This is a genomic window from Halarcobacter sp., from assembly GCF_963675975.1.
Taxonomy (GTDB): domain Bacteria; phylum Campylobacterota; class Campylobacteria; order Campylobacterales; family Arcobacteraceae; genus Halarcobacter.
The window spans coordinates 733,959-747,284 of record NZ_OY780939.1 but is presented as its reverse complement, the minus strand read 5'-3'; the positions used below and the strand labels follow the sequence as shown (position 1 = coordinate 747,284).

The 13,326-nt window shown below is 30.1% G+C and carries 13 protein-coding genes; 11 read left to right on the top strand and 2 right to left on the bottom strand.

The window, feature by feature from the left end; genetic code table 11:
• The first annotated feature begins 10 nt into the window (after positions 1-10).
• The 9 genes from ACKU3H_RS03675 to ACKU3H_RS03635 all read left to right on the top strand — a co-directional run bounded on the left by ACKU3H_RS03675 (position 11) and on the right by ACKU3H_RS03635 (position 7,455).
• Positions 11-1,657: an FAD-dependent oxidoreductase gene (locus ACKU3H_RS03675; RefSeq protein WP_320035624.1), complete on the top strand. Its 1,647-nt coding sequence runs from the start codon at positions 11-13 to the stop codon at positions 1,655-1,657.
• Between the two features lie 31 nt (positions 1,658-1,688).
• On the top strand, positions 1,689-1,898 hold the full coding sequence (gene nifT, locus ACKU3H_RS03670; RefSeq protein WP_320035623.1) for a putative nitrogen fixation protein NifT: 210 nt from the start codon (positions 1,689-1,691) through the stop codon (positions 1,896-1,898).
• Between the two features lie 110 nt (positions 1,899-2,008).
• Positions 2,009-3,559, top strand: a complete 1,551-nt coding sequence (locus ACKU3H_RS03665) for a sigma 54-interacting transcriptional regulator (protein ID WP_320035622.1) — start codon at positions 2,009-2,011, stop codon at positions 3,557-3,559.
• Entirely contained in the window at positions 3,549-4,058 is a 510-nt protein-coding gene (locus tag ACKU3H_RS03660) for a hypothetical protein (RefSeq protein WP_320035621.1), read from the top strand. Before ACKU3H_RS03665 ends, ACKU3H_RS03660 begins: the two co-directional genes overlap by 11 nt.
• On the top strand, positions 4,051-4,878 hold the full coding sequence (locus ACKU3H_RS03655; RefSeq protein WP_320035620.1) for an SIR2 family protein: 828 nt from the start codon (positions 4,051-4,053) through the stop codon (positions 4,876-4,878). Before ACKU3H_RS03660 ends, ACKU3H_RS03655 begins: the two co-directional genes overlap by 8 nt.
• Complete coding sequence (clpX, locus tag ACKU3H_RS03650) at positions 4,868-6,121, top strand: ATP-dependent Clp protease ATP-binding subunit ClpX (RefSeq protein WP_320035619.1); 1,254 nt, start codon at positions 4,868-4,870, stop codon at positions 6,119-6,121. Before ACKU3H_RS03655 ends, clpX begins: the two co-directional genes overlap by 11 nt.
• Positions 6,105-6,566, top strand: coding sequence for a GNAT family N-acetyltransferase (locus ACKU3H_RS03645; protein WP_320035618.1), 462 nt, complete (start codon positions 6,105-6,107; stop codon positions 6,564-6,566). Before clpX ends, ACKU3H_RS03645 begins: the two co-directional genes overlap by 17 nt.
• Positions 6,567-6,621: 55 nt before the next feature.
• Positions 6,622-7,008, top strand: a complete 387-nt coding sequence (locus tag ACKU3H_RS03640; protein ID WP_320035617.1) for a 4Fe-4S dicluster domain-containing protein — start codon at positions 6,622-6,624, stop codon at positions 7,006-7,008.
• Between the two features lie 126 nt (positions 7,009-7,134).
• Positions 7,135-7,455: a hypothetical protein gene (locus ACKU3H_RS03635; protein ID WP_320035616.1), complete on the top strand. Its 321-nt coding sequence runs from the start codon at positions 7,135-7,137 to the stop codon at positions 7,453-7,455.
• Positions 7,456-7,457: 2 nt separating this feature from the next.
• Here ACKU3H_RS03635 and ACKU3H_RS03630 read toward each other — a convergent pair whose 3' ends face one another.
• Both ACKU3H_RS03630 and ACKU3H_RS03625 read right to left on the bottom strand, forming a co-directional pair.
• Positions 7,458-8,135, bottom strand: coding sequence for a response regulator transcription factor (locus ACKU3H_RS03630; protein ID WP_320035615.1), 678 nt, complete (start codon positions 8,133-8,135; stop codon positions 7,458-7,460).
• Complete coding sequence (locus ACKU3H_RS03625; protein WP_320035614.1) at positions 8,132-9,190, bottom strand: hybrid sensor histidine kinase/response regulator; 1,059 nt, start codon at positions 9,188-9,190, stop codon at positions 8,132-8,134. Before ACKU3H_RS03625 ends, ACKU3H_RS03630 begins: the two co-directional genes overlap by 4 nt.
• Before the next feature lie 71 nt (positions 9,191-9,261).
• Here ACKU3H_RS03625 and ACKU3H_RS03620 point away from each other — a divergent pair, with 71 nt between their 5' ends.
• The gene (locus ACKU3H_RS03620) at positions 9,262-11,892 is read left to right on the top strand and encodes a response regulator (RefSeq protein ID WP_320035613.1); all 2,631 of its coding nucleotides are present in this window, start codon (positions 9,262-9,264) and stop codon (positions 11,890-11,892) included.
• Between the two features lie 109 nt (positions 11,893-12,001).
• Positions 12,002-13,276 carry an urea ABC transporter substrate-binding protein gene (gene urtA / locus ACKU3H_RS03615; RefSeq protein WP_320035612.1) on the top strand — a complete coding sequence of 425 codons (1,275 nt, stop codon included), beginning with the start codon at positions 12,002-12,004 and terminating at the stop codon, positions 13,274-13,276.
• Positions 13,277-13,326 lie beyond the last annotated feature (50 nt).

Sequence of the window (13,326 nt, the reverse complement as noted above, 5' to 3'; positions counted from 1 at the left end):
AGGTTATTATATGATATATGATGTATTAGTTGTAGGTGGTGGTGTAGCTGGACTTATGGCAGCAATTGAGGCTAAAACAGATACAAATAGAGTAGCAATTATCACTAAAGGTAATATTTTTAAATCCAACTCAGCAATGGCAAGTGGTGGAATAAATGCTGTTTTAGACCCCGAAGATAAACAAGCTATAGAATCTCATATTGAAGATACTTTTAAATCCTCAAAAGGCTTAGGAGATAGAAAAAGTATCACATATATGTGTAAAAGATCATCTGAAATAATTTCAAAATTAGTTACTTACGGGGTACCTTTTCAAAGGGATGAAAAAGGTGATATTGCTCAAAGACCATTTGGAGGAGCAGGTGTAAATAGAACTTGTTATGTAGGTGATAAAACAGGTGGCGCAATCACTCAAGCTTTGATAAAAAAAGCAAAAGAGTTAGGTATAAAATTTCTTGTAAATACATATGTAATGAATGTTATAAAAGATTCAAATAGAGTATGTGGAGTGATATCTTTAAGAAGACTTGATTCTACAGTTTTAGTTTATCCAGCAAAAGCTGTTGTTTTAGCAGGTGGAGGATATGCAGGAATATACAGAGGAAACTCTACAAATGCCCAAGATTATACAGGAGACCTTTTAGCTGTAGCTCTTAGAGCAGGACTTACTCTTACAGATATGGAGTTTGTACAATTTCATCCAACAGGTATTGCAAAAACAAACTACCTTGTGACTGAAGCAGCAAGGGGTGAGGGTGGATATCTTGTAAATAGCGATGGGGAAAGATTTGTAAATGAGCTTGATACCAGAGATAAAATTGCAAAAGCTATTTTAGAACAACAAAATAAGGGACAAAAAGTTTATCTTGACCTAAGACACGTAGGATTAGAAAAAATTCAAAAAAAATTACCCTCTTTATATACTGTGTCTTTTAATCAAGTTGGAGTTGATATAAGTAGTGAACTATTAGAGATAAAACCTGTTGCCCACTATACAATGGGTGGTGTTTTATGTGATATGACCCAAACAAAAATAGATGGACTTTTTGTTTGTGGAGAGATGGCAGCAAATAAAATACATGGAGCAAATAGATTAGGTGGAAATTCACTTCTTGAGGGAACTGTATTTGGAGAACTTGCAGGACAAAAAGCCTTAGAGTTTTCCAAAAAACATGATTTTTCAACTATTGATTATAACCTTGTAATCAAAGATATTCTAAATGTAGATAAAATTTTTGCAGGAGAAACATCAAAAAATTTTAATGCAATTAGAGTTTCATTAGGAAATACCATGTTTAAACATGTAGGTATTTTAAGAACTAAAGAGAGTTTAGTTAAAGCCTTTGATTATATAAAATATCTAAGAAATCAATCTTATTCTCTACACTGTATAAATAAAGAAAGAAGAAATAATGTTGAACTTATCTCAATTTTAGAGTTAAGAAATGCACTTGAAGTTTCTGAAGCTGTAATTTTAGCAGCTAAAAAAAGAAAAGAGAGCCGAGGAGCTCATCACAGAAGTGATTATGAAGAAACAAAAGAAAAATATGCAAAACATATTTTAATAAAAGAGATAAAAAAAGGTTTCTTTAAATTAGAATTAGAAGAAAAAGATCTCTTAAATAGAATAAGAGAGCTTATTATCAATAAACACTAAAGTGTAATTTAACTTAAAAAAAGGAGAAGATATGGCAAAAGTAATGCTTAGAGAAGATAGCGGTGTAATATATTTTTATGTTGCAAAAAAAGATATGGAAGAAACAATAGAAGCACTAGAGTTTGATACTGAAGAAAACTGGGGTGGAGAAGTTGAACTTTCAAATGGTGAAACTTGGTGGATACAACCAGGGCCTAAAAACTTACCTAAAGAGGAAGTTTGCAAAAAGATAGCTGACTAATCATTCATTGGGTATTTTATAGACATGAAAATACTATAAATACCCTAATTTTTATACTATAATATAATAACTATACAATCTAATGTTTATACTGCAAAAGGAGTTCAATAATGGCATTAATGGATAAATCTGCATGTGAGAGCTGTTTAACAACAAGAGAATTAACAACACTTTATGATATAGCTTCAATGATGGCAAACAATTATGATTTGAAAACATCTTTGGAAAAATCAATGAAGATTTTAAAAAACTCACTAAATCTTACAAACTGTACTATTCACCTTTTAGAAGAGGATGAAATGCTTAATGTTTTTGCCTCAGTTGAACTTTCATCAATACAAAAAAAACTTTCATGTTATAAGCTTGGAGAGGGTGTTACTGGTATGGCAGCAGAAGCCAAAGAACCTGTTGTAGTAGAAAATATACATAATGATTCACTATTTTTAAATAAATCTGGGAAAAAAGATTTTAATAACCTATCTTATGTTGCAGTACCTTTAGTTATAGAAGATATGACAATTGGAGTATTAGGAGCAGCACTTACAAAAAGTACAGAAATAGGTTTTGAGGACTGTGTTAGAATATTGACAATTATCGCTTCAATATTTGCACAATCAATTTACTCTTATCAACTAAATAATAGAGAGAAAGAGAGATTAAAAGAGTTGAAACTTTATTATAAAATGGAATGGGATTCAAAAGTTCACAACTTTGGAGATATTATTGGAGATAGCCCTAAAATGCAACAGGTATTCCAAGTAATACAAAGAATCGCTCAATCTGATGTTACAGTATTAGTTAGAGGAGAAACTGGTACAGGAAAAGAGTTAGTAGCAGCTGCAATACATAAAAGAAGTAAAAGAAAAGATGAGCCATTTATTAAACTTAACTGTGCTGCTATTACTGATACATTATTAGAGAGTGAACTATTTGGACACGAAAAAGGTGCATTTACAGATGCAAGAGAAACAAGAAAAGGTAGATTTGAATTAGCTGATGGGGGAACTTTATTTTTAGATGAGATTGGGGATATCTCAGCATCAGCCCAAGTAAAACTTCTAAGGGTTTTACAAGAAAGAGAATTTGAAAGAGTTGGTGGAAGCAAAACAATAAAAGTAAATGTTAGACTTGTTGCAGCAACAAATCGAAATCTTGAGAAGATGGTTGAAGATGGTGAGTTTAGAGAGGATTTATATTATAGATTAAATGTAATTCCAATAGATTTACCACCTGTTAGAGAAAGGGGAGATGATATTAGACAATTAGTTGAATTTTTCCTTGAAAGAGCCATTAAAAACCATAAAAAAGTTGTAAAAATCACTGATGAAGCTATGGAGATTCTTATGCATTATCCATGGCCAGGAAATGTAAGAGAACTTGAAAATACTTTAGAAAGAATAGTTTTAATGGGTAATGAAGATGGAATAAATAAATTTGATATGTTATTACTTCTTCCTGCACTTAATGATGCTAATCTTAAAAAAGAGTATAAAACTATCCCTATGGAAAATAAAACTTTAGAAGAGATAGAAAAAGAAGCAATAGAAACAGCTTTAGAAAATAATAACTTTAATCAATCCCATGCGGCAAAAGAGTTAGGTATTACTCTTAGACAAATTGGTTATAAAATCAAAAAATATGGGATATCAAATGATTTATAAAAATGAAGAGTTTAAAATTACAGATGAGATAATTGATATTGGTTATATGGCAGAAGATGTTGATGTAGAAAATATTGAAGGACAAGAATTCACTATAAAAAAAGCAAGTCCAGATAGAACTATTCAAATATTTATATCATTTCCAAATTTTGAAGATTTCAAAGAGGAAATAGAATCTTTTGATAACTTTATGAATGATTCAAAAGTAGAAATAAATACTTATCTATTTTTTAATAAAGAGATAGAATTACCCAAATTAAAGAGAATAATTCCAGTTTTTGATGTAAATGATGAGTTTGGAGAGATGTACGGAACGAAAATTGTAAGTGGGTCTATGGAAAACAAATTAACAAAGGCTTTATTTATAATTGGAAAAGATGGAGCCATTTATCATATTGATATACCTGAAGATTTAGAAAAGCCTCTTGATATGGAAAGAGTACGAGTTGAACTTAATAAGGTATATCAATCCTACACAGGAGTTGGATGTCATGGATGATATTATTGAAAAATTAAAAAATGGTACCTTAATTCCATTTTTAGGAATGGGTGTATTTGAAGGTACAATAGCATCTGATGGTACACAATTACCATTTGATAGCGACTCAATGATTTTAGCACTAAATAACGGTAGAGCTATGAGTCCAAGGCTAATGTATGAGTATAGCCGTGCTGCAATGAGTTTAGAACAAAGAAAAGGTAGAGAGTTTGTTGTTCAAATGACAAATCATATCTTTAGTTCAAAAGAGTATGAAGTACCAAAAGTTTACCAATGGTTATCAAAATTTAAACCAAAATATGTAATCGATACTACTGTTGATGACTCATTACAAAAAGTATATAGTGATTGTGATCACTTCTTAATCACAGGAATCTCTAGAATTACAGCAGATTATGACAGATTTATTATTTATAAATATGAAGTATCAACAAGTGAATATAAACAAGTAGAAAAAGAGGCCTTATCTTTAGATCTACCAATTCTATTTAAACCAATGGGTTCAACAAAGCCAGAAATGAATTTTATCATTTCAGATGCAGACTTTGTTGATTGGTTAACTGAAGCTATGGGTGGATATGCAATTCCTCCTGTACTAAAAGAGTACAGAAAAGATAAAGAATATCTTTTTATGGGAGTTGATTTTTCAAGAGATACCTTTAGAATGGTAGCAAATGAAGTAACAATTGGTCTTAAAGGTGGACTTACACTTTTAAATAAAGAAGAACTAACAAAAAAAGAGGATAAATTTATTAAAACTCATTCATTAGAAAATATTAAAATGAGTATTGATGAATTTATAGATAGCCATGGCGAATAAAACAAGTACCTGTGACTTCTGCGGGAAAGAGATAAAAGAAGTAAAAAAAATATTTAGTAGTGAAACTTCACATATTTGTGATGAGTGTATCACTATGTGTTCATCTGTTTTAGAAAAAGAAGCTGTACAAACTTCAAAAAAAGAGTTTCAAAAAGGTCTAAATGTACCTATTAAGATAAAAGAACATCTAGATGAATATGTAATAGGTCAAGATGACGCTAAAAAAGTTTTAGCTGTTGCTTTATATAACCATTATAAAAGAATTGATAAACCTATTATTAAAAATGTAGAGATTGAAAAATCAAATATTATGTTAGTTGGACCTACTGGTTCAGGTAAAACACTTTTAGCAAAATCCTTAGCAAAAATCATGGATGTACCTTTTGCAGTTGCAGACGCAACAGCATTAACAGAAGCTGGTTATGTGGGTGAAGATGTAGAATCTATCCTTTCAAGACTTTTAGCTGCTGCAGATTTTGACCTTGAAAAGGCAAAAAGAGGTATAGTTTATATTGATGAGATTGATAAAATTGCAAACAAAAGTGAAAGTGCTACAAGTGGTAGAGATGTGAGTGGAGAGGGTGTACAACAAGGACTTCTAAAAATATTAGAAGGTGCTGATGTTTATGTTCCAGTAAAAGGAAGTAGAAAAAACTCAACTGCTGAAACTGTATTATTTGATACAACTCATGTTTTATTTATCTGTGGGGGAGCTTTTGTAGGCTTACGAAAAGATAAAGAGAAAGAAAAAGCTTCAGTGATGGGATTTGTTAATGGTAAAGATGAAGAAGAGATAAAAAAAGAGATAGAGCCAAAAGAGCTTATCAATTTTGGACTTATTCCTGAGTTTATGGGAAGAATTCCTGTTATTGCTGAACTTGATAAACTATCAAGGGAAGATTTAATAAGAGTTTTAAAAGAGCCTAAAAATGCCATTACAAAACAATATGAAATCCTTTTTGAATTGGATGGAGTTGAACTTAACTTTAGTGATAGTGCACTAGAAGAGATTGCAGAGATTGCAGTTGAAAAAGATGTTGGAGCTAGAGGACTAAGAGGTATCATTGAAAAGATAATGCTTCCATTACAATATACAATACCTTCAGAAGAGAATTTAGGTTCATGTACAATCACAAAAGAGTATATAAATAAAGAAGAAGAGATAGAGCTAATTTATAAAAAGCCTGGAGATGAAAAACTTACAGACAAAAAAGAGATAAGCTACAGTGATATTAAAAAATAATCTACAAATATGTAATGCGGGGATTGAGGATATAGACTCATTAATCCCCCTTCTTAAACAACTATTTACCATAGAAAAAGATTTTCACTTTGACAAAGCAAAACATGAAGAGGGATTAAAACTTTTATTAAAAAGGAAAGAATCACTTGTTGTAATTGCAAAATTTGAGGAAGAAGTTGTTGCAATGGTTACCATGCAAACAATTATCTCTACAGCAGTTGGAGCTAAAACTGGACTTATTGAAGATTTTATCGTAAGTGATGATTATAGAGATATGGGAATAGGAACTTACCTTTTTGAGTATCTAAAAAAATATGCAAATAAACACCATATAAAAAGAGTGCAATTAGTGTGTGACAATGATAACACTAATGCAAAAGAGTTTTATCTAAAAAAATCCTTTAAAAGAAGTAACCTATCAGCTTGGTATAACCATTTAGATTAATAATGGAATAGTTATTGCATCTTTAGTTTTATATTTTAAAGCGAAGGATGAAAAAATGGCAGTTAGAATTACAGAAGAATGTATTAGTTGTGAAGCATGTGCACCAGAGTGTCCAGTTGCAGCAATCTTAGAAGAGGGTCATGAAAAGAATCCATATGAAGATTACTTTTATGTTAAACCAGAATCATGTGTAGAGTGTGTAGATCACGCTGACGCTCCAAGATGTGCTGAAGCATGTCCAACTGAAGGTGCTATTGTTTGGGATATGCCTTATACTGCAGAATTCAATGAATATTATGCAGAAAAAAATGAAGAGGGTGTATATAAAATTAGAGAGCACAAGAAAAAAGGTCTTATGTTACCTGAAGTAAAAGAACAAAAATTTATTGCTGATATCTCAATGGCTGATAGAGAAGAAGCGGCAAACGTTCAAAATTTCTAATAAAAAAAGGGGTTAATTCCCCTTTCTCTCAATCAAATTTTAAAAATTATTAAAAAATAACTATTTCGCTATATTCATGCTATAAATATATAATAATATTATCTTATAAAATTATTAGGAGATAATATGAGCCATTATAAAGTTAATATAGAAGAACATCATAATGAAATTCATCAAGCCTTAAATTCAACTGATTTAAAACTTTTAAAGAAACTATCAAACTCAAAAAGTATTGGTGTTAGAAGATCTTTAGCACAAAATAGTGCTTTAAATACAGAAATCGCAAACAGTTTAGCTTATGATCCAGTATTAAACGTATCATATATGGCTACCTTACATGAAAACTGTACTGTAACAAGAGAGTTTAGAGAAAGTGACCTTGCTCATAAATGTATTGTATGTACAGTAGATGAAAGACACCTTGATTGTTCAAAGTGTGATATATAAATTTATAATTGTATATTCTTACTTATAAGTTTGTATCCCACACCTCTTATATTTGCAATCATACCACTTTTTAGTTTTTTTTGAAGTTTATGAATCATACTTCTCATACTAACTGCTTCCATCTCTTTGTTGTCCCATACATATTCATGTATCATCTCAGAGGTAACAGTTTTATCAAGATTATTGATAAATAGAGTTAATAGAAGTTTCTCTTTTTGGGTTAATACAATCTCATGACCATGTTTATATAAAGATTGATCTTTTAAATCAAAACTAAAGCCTGAACCTAAATCAATTATATCCTTATCCACATCACTATTTAAAATTGTTTTTATATGGTATTTAATATGAAGCATCAACTCTTCAAGCTCAAAGGGCTTTTTTAAATAATCATTACATCCTAAATCATATGCTTTTGAGATATTATCTATATCAAGTTGTGCACTTACAATTATAACTGGCAAACTCTCATGTACTTTTCTTATTTGCTCTAAAACTTCATGTCCTGAAAAGCCTGGTACATTTATATCTAAAATATATAAATCATATTTATTGTTTAATACATGAGTCATAGCATCATAGCCATCATCTACACTTGTAACAAAAAACCCTCTATCCTCTAAGGCACTACAAATAAGTCTGTTAAGAGAGAAATCATCTTCTAATAAAAATATCTTCATATACTACTCTTTACAACAGAATCAATATTAAATATAAATTTAGTTCCAATATTTTTAGTACTTTCTACCTCAACTTCAATCTCATATTTATCGCAGATCTCTTTTACTATATTTAAACCCAAACCTAATCCTAGTTTTTTAGTTGATTGTTGATAATAAGCATCAAACACTTTACTTGTATCTTCAATACCAATACCAAAATCTTCTATTATAATAAGGTGTTTACCATTTTCTTTTCCAAAAAATAGATTAATTTCACCAGATTCTTTACTATACTTTATGGCATTACTCAAAGTATTATCAATAACTCTTTCAAACTCATATTTATTCATAAATATCTCTAACTCTTCATTGTATCCCAAATCAATATGAATATCTTTAGTATTTGCTAACTCATCAAAAAACTGAACTCTTGAACTTATAAAATGTAAAAGATTTATTTTAGATACTTTATACTCTCTACTCTCTTTTTTTATCTTATAAGAAAGATCGCCATAAATAGAAGATAAGGTTTTAACTGAAGCCTTTATAGCTTCAACTTGTTTTGATGGTCCATATTGTTGCTCTATTAAATCACTATTTAAAGAGATAATAGAAACCGGAGTATTCATCTCATGCATAATCTTTTTAACAAATAAATCTTGTTGTTCTAAAAGTCTAGCAATCATAATTTTACTTTTGTGAATCTCTAATTGGGTTTTTATTCTAGCTTGTATCTCTTTTGGTTCAAAGGGCTTTGTAATATAATCAACTCCACCCTCTTCAAAAGCTTTTACTTTATCCTCTACACTATCAAGAGCTGAAATAAATATGATAGGTATCTCTTTTAGATTTTCCTCTTTTTTTATAAGTCGGCAAAGCTCATATCCATCTATATTTGGCATCTTTATATCTAAAAGGATTAAATCAGGAGTATTTAGTTTAGCAGCTTCTAAAGCCATCATTCCATCAGGTGTAGCTCTGATATCATAATCTTCATCTTGAAGTACTTTATTTAAGTATTGTAGGTTTTCTAACTTATCATCAACAATCAATATAGTATATTTTTTAGTCATATAACCTCTAATTTCTTCTGTGATTTTAGTTATTATAACTTAAAAAAAGAGAAAGAAAATAAACAACCTGTATGAAACTTAAACAACTATTTATACTTTTACTTATAATAAACAGTAGTGCACTTATAAGTGTTGTATTTATATTAAGTGAGTATCAAAGAGCAGTAGACCAACTTGAAAATGCTTATAAGATGCAACATCGTTCCCTTGTCCTAGCTGATGAATTAAGACAAAGTAGTGATGATTTAACAAGGATGGCAAGAACTCATGTAATAACAGGTAAAGAGATGTTTAAAGAGCAGTTTCATACTGTACTTGATATTAGAAATGGCAAAAAAGAAAGACCAAAATATTATAATAGAATTTTTTGGGACTTTTATACCTTAGATGGAAGTAAACCTGAACTTGATGGAGCTAAAATCCCTTTAAAGGTGTTAATGAAACAAGCAGGTTTCCCAGAAGAGGAATTAGCACTTTTATATAAATCTCAACAAGAATCTGATGACTTAACAAATCTTGAAACAAAAGCTATGAATGCCATAAAAGGTATATTTCAAGATGAAAATGGAAACTACACAATAAAAAAAGAGCCTGATTTTAAACTCGCTAGAGAGATTATGCACTCAGATGAATACCATAGGGCAAAAATAGCTATTATGAAACCTTTAAATGAGTTTTATAAAGCCTTTGAAGCAAGAACACAGTTAAGAGTAGATGAAGCCCATGAAACTGTTAAAAAAATGGAAACATACCTTTCAATAGCTGTACTATTTTTAATTGTTCTTTTTGTATTTTCATTTATATTTATTGTTTTACATAGAATTATACATCCGGTTGAGATGTTAAATAAAGGGATGTTAAAACTAGCAAAAAATGATATGGATATAGACTTACCACAAAAAGTGTTTATGGATGAGGTGAGTGAGATGATTGGAGCAGTTGAAGTATTTAAAGACAATGCCATTCAACTAATAGAATCACAAAAACAAAATAAAAGACTTCTTGATCTTGCTGGGGAAGGGATTTTTGGACTTGATTCAAAGGGAAGATTTATATTTGTTAATCCAACAGCTTCAAACCTTTTAGGATATGATTCTGAAGAATTGATAGGTAAATACCTAAATAAAACAATTGCAAAACATCTTTTTTCTAAAACAGCACAACAAAAAGAGAGATTAATGTTGGTTCAAAAAGAGGAACAAACATTTATCTCAAAAGATAATAAAGAGTTTCCAATAGATTATATAAGTACTCCTATTTATTCAAATAATTCTAGTGTTTTAGAGGGTTCAGTTGTTGTTTTTTCAGATATTACAAAAAGAAAAGAGTATGAGAATCAACTAAAAAAAGCTACTATTGAAGCACAAAAAGCGAATAGGTCAAAATCTATATTTCTTACAAATATGTCCCATGAGTTAAGAACACCTCTAAATGCAATCTTAGGATTTACCTCTTTATTAAAAAAATCAAACCAAATAGAAAACTCTGAAAAACAAAATATAAATACAATATACAGTAGTGGGCAACACCTATTATCTTTAATAAATGAGATATTAGAGTTTGCAAAAATAGAAGCAGGAAAAATAAATATAAATCCAAATGATTTCAATCTATTTAGACTTTTAGAAGAGATAGAATCAATGTTTACTTCTAGATGTGAAGCAAAGGGTTTAAACTTTAGTCTAAATATTGATAAATCTGTTCCAAAATATATAAGATGTGATGAAAAAAGATTAAGACAAATTCTAATTAATATATTAGGAAACTCTTTAAAATTTACAAATGAAGGATTTATAAAAGCAAATATCAAAGCAGAAGGTTTAAAACTATTAGTTGATATTAGTGATTCAGGTATTGGTATGTCTGAAGAAGCCCTAAAGATTGTATTTAAACCCTTTGAACAAATAGAAGAAAAAACCCACAAACATGAAGGTACAGGATTAGGACTTGCTATTACAAAAGAGCTTATAGAAAAAATGGGTGGTAAAATTGAGGCACAAAGTGAACTTGAAAAAGGTAGTACTTTTAGTTTCAACCTTATAATAGAAGAGATTGATTTTGTACTAGAAGAAGAAAATACAAAAAACAATATTATAAAAGTAAAATCTACAGAGAATATAAATATACTAGTTGCAGATGATACAAAAGCAAATAGAGATTTATTGGTTCAACTTCTAAACTCTTATAATATAAATACTATAGAAGCCAATGATGGAAAAGAAGTATTAACTCATATTGAAAAATCAAATTTTGATTTAATATTTATGGATATTCTTATGCCAAATTTAGATGGGATAGAAACAACAAAAATATTAAAAGGAAAAGAACAAACAAAGGATATCCCTATTATTGCAATATCTGCAAATGTATTTGAAGATGATAAACAAAAAGCCTTAAACAGTGGAGCAGACTTTTTTGTACCTAAACCTTTTGAAGAAAAAGATATAGCAAATGCCCTACAAAAGTTTTTAAAGATTGATTTTGAATATGAAAATGAAACAACTACACAAAAAACAATTGTTTTAGAAGAAGATATAGCAAGAAAAATAGCTGATTTAGCAACAAAACTTGATGGAAACTCAATCCTTAAAACTCTTGAAGAAAATAAAGTAGATAGCTTTACAAAGACCACTATAACTACATTTGTAAACAAGTTTCAATTTAGTGAAATCTCTAAACTATGTTCTAGCTTGTATAAATAATATACCACAATTTTAAAATGTTTTAAAAAAAACAACACTAAGACAACACAACTTTTTTATACTTCCACCATAGAATATCAAAATGATATTTAATCACAAAGGAGTACAAATGAAGAAAATGTTTGCAAAAGCAATTGTAACATCTGCCCTTGTAGGTGGAATGTTAGTTCACGCTGCTGATACTATCAAAGTTGGTGTATTACACTCACTGTCTGGAACAATGGCAATTTCAGAGACTACATTAAAAGATACAGTTTTAATGTTAATTGATGAACAAAATAAAAAAGGTGGGGTTTTAGGGAAGAAACTTGAGCCTGTAGTAGTTGACCCAGCTTCAAACTGGCCACTATTTGCTGAAAAAATGAGAGGATTATTAACTCAAGATAAAGTTGATGTAACATTTGGTTGTTGGACATCAGTTTCTAGAAAATCAGTTCTTCCAGTTGTTGAAGAGTTAAATGGACTATTATTCTACCCTGTACAATATGAGGGTGAAGAGTCTTCTAAAAATGTATTTTATACAGGTGCTGCGCCAAACCAACAAGCGATTCCTGCAGTTGATTACTTAATGAATGAAATCGGTGTTAAAAGATGGGTTTTAGCTGGTACTGACTACGTTTATCCAAGAACAACAAATAAAATCTTAGAGGCTTATTTAAAAGCTAAAGGTGTTCCAGCTTCTGATATTATGATTAACTATACTCCATTTGGTCACTCTGATTGGCAAAGTATTGTAAGTGATATCAAAAAATTTGGTAATGCAGGTAAGAAAACAGCAGTTGTTTCTACAATCAATGGTGATGCAAACGTTCCTTTCTATAAAGAATTAGGTAACCAAGGTATTTCTGCTGAAGATATTCCAGTTGTAGCTTTCTCAGTTGGTGAAGAAGAGTTATCAGGTTTAGATACAAAACCTCTAGTTGGTCACTTAGCTGCGTGGAACTACTTCCAAAGTGCAGAATCTGACTTAAATGATGAGTTTATCAAAACTTGGAAAAAATTCATTAAAGATGACAAAAGAGTTACAAATGACCCTATGGAAGCTACATATATTGGTTTCAACCTTTGGGTAAAAGCTGTTGAAAAAGCTGGTACTACTGATGTTGATGCTGTAAGTAAAGCTATTATTGGTCTTGAAGTTCCTAACTTAACAGGTGGAACAGCAAAAATGCTTAAAAACCATCACTTAACAAAACCAGTACTTATTGGTGAGATTCAAGAAGATGGTCAATTTGAAACTGTATTCTCAACAGAAGAGGTTCCAGGTGATGCTTGGTCAGATTTCTTACCATCTTCAAAAGATGTAATTGCTGACTGGACTGCACCAATTAATTGTGGTAACTACAACACTGTAACTAAAAAGTGTTCAGGTCAAAACTACTAAAAATCTAAAAAAAGAGAGGGGTTTATCTCCTACTAATTTCTCCTCTCTTT

What these genes read in the sequence shown, in the direction of transcription:
- ACKU3H_RS03655 (WP_320035620.1), top strand. Translation starts at nt 4,051, where the DNA reads ATGGATGATATTATTGAAAAATTAAAAAATGGTACCTTAATTCCATTT.
- ACKU3H_RS03630 (WP_320035615.1), bottom strand. Translation starts at nt 8,135, where the DNA reads ATGAAGATATTTTTATTAGAAGATGATTTCTCTCTTAACAGACTTATT.
- ACKU3H_RS03635 (WP_320035616.1), top strand. Translation starts at nt 7,135, where the DNA reads ATGAGCCATTATAAAGTTAATATAGAAGAACATCATAATGAAATTCAT.
- ACKU3H_RS03660 (WP_320035621.1), top strand. Translation starts at nt 3,549, where the DNA reads ATGATTTATAAAAATGAAGAGTTTAAAATTACAGATGAGATAATTGAT.
- ACKU3H_RS03675 (WP_320035624.1), top strand. Translation starts at nt 11, where the DNA reads ATGATATATGATGTATTAGTTGTAGGTGGTGGTGTAGCTGGACTTATG.
- ACKU3H_RS03625 (WP_320035614.1), bottom strand. Translation starts at nt 9,190, where the DNA reads ATGACTAAAAAATATACTATATTGATTGTTGATGATAAGTTAGAAAAC.
- nifT (WP_320035623.1), top strand. Translation starts at nt 1,689, where the DNA reads ATGGCAAAAGTAATGCTTAGAGAAGATAGCGGTGTAATATATTTTTAT.
- ACKU3H_RS03640 (WP_320035617.1), top strand. Translation starts at nt 6,622, where the DNA reads ATGGCAGTTAGAATTACAGAAGAATGTATTAGTTGTGAAGCATGTGCA.
- urtA (WP_320035612.1), top strand. Translation starts at nt 12,002, where the DNA reads ATGAAGAAAATGTTTGCAAAAGCAATTGTAACATCTGCCCTTGTAGGT.
- ACKU3H_RS03665 (WP_320035622.1), top strand. Translation starts at nt 2,009, where the DNA reads ATGGCATTAATGGATAAATCTGCATGTGAGAGCTGTTTAACAACAAGA.
- clpX (WP_320035619.1), top strand. Translation starts at nt 4,868, where the DNA reads ATGGCGAATAAAACAAGTACCTGTGACTTCTGCGGGAAAGAGATAAAA.
- ACKU3H_RS03620 (WP_320035613.1), top strand. Translation starts at nt 9,262, where the DNA reads ATGAAACTTAAACAACTATTTATACTTTTACTTATAATAAACAGTAGT.